This window comes from Rhodococcus sp. LB1, from assembly GCF_001583455.1.
GTDB classification, from domain to species: domain Bacteria; phylum Actinomycetota; class Actinomycetes; order Mycobacteriales; family Mycobacteriaceae; genus Rhodococcus_F; species Rhodococcus_F opacus.
This window is the reverse complement of sequence record NZ_LTCZ01000326.1, coordinates 1-786: the sequence shown is the minus strand read 5'-3', so window position 1 is coordinate 786 and position 786 is coordinate 1. Positions and strand designations below refer to the sequence as shown.

General features: G+C 65.3%; 1 protein-coding gene. It reads right to left on the bottom strand.

The window, feature by feature from the left end:
- Positions 1-786 (bottom strand): IS30 family transposase (locus AZG88_RS32985; protein ID WP_061700233.1); only part of this gene is annotated, 786 nt, incomplete at both ends.

The following is a 786-nucleotide window of genomic DNA, read 5'->3' as shown; positions in this document are numbered from 1 at the left end:
CCAGGTCCGCTTTCGAGTGCGCACTCAGGTCCGAGCCTTTGGGAAAGTACTGACGGAGTATGCCGTTCGTGTTCTCGTTGGTCCCGCGCTGCCAGGGTGCGTGGGGATCACAGAAGTAGATGTCGATGCCGGTGGCCGCGCTGACGCTCTTCCAGTCCCGCATCTCCGAACCCTGGTCCCACGTCAAGGTTCGGCGCAGGATCGCGGGCAGCGTCTCGAGCTGTTCGGTCAACGCGGGTGCAGTGTGCTCGGGCTTGTATCCGTCGGGCAGATGAACGAGCATCACGGTGCCGGTGGAACGTTCGACGAGTGTGCCGATTGCGCTCAGATTCCGTTTGCCGATAATGAGGTCACCCTCCCAATGCCCCGCTACTGCACGGTCTTTCACTTCTTTGGGGCGGTCGGCGATGTTGGCCATGTCGGGGATCCGATTCTTGCGCTGGCCGGCCTTGCGGCTGGGTCGGCGCAGCCCACGTCCGGTCCGCAGCGATCGGGTGAGGGTGTGTTCGAGTCCGCCGCGGGAGGGTTGGTAGAGCGATTGGTAGATGGTCTCGGTGCTCACCCGCATCCGTGGATCGTCGGGGAAATCGAGCCGGAGTCGGCCCGCGATCTGCTCGGGTGAATGGCGCTCGGTCAGGGATTTCTCCACCGTCTCGCGCAGCGACGGATTGGTGGCGAGCTTGGACGGCTTGGGCCGGGACGCCCGGTGGTAGGCGGCTGCGTGCGCCGATCTGGCTCGGTACCGCCCGGACGGCTCACGGTTCCGGGCGATCTCGCGCGAGATCG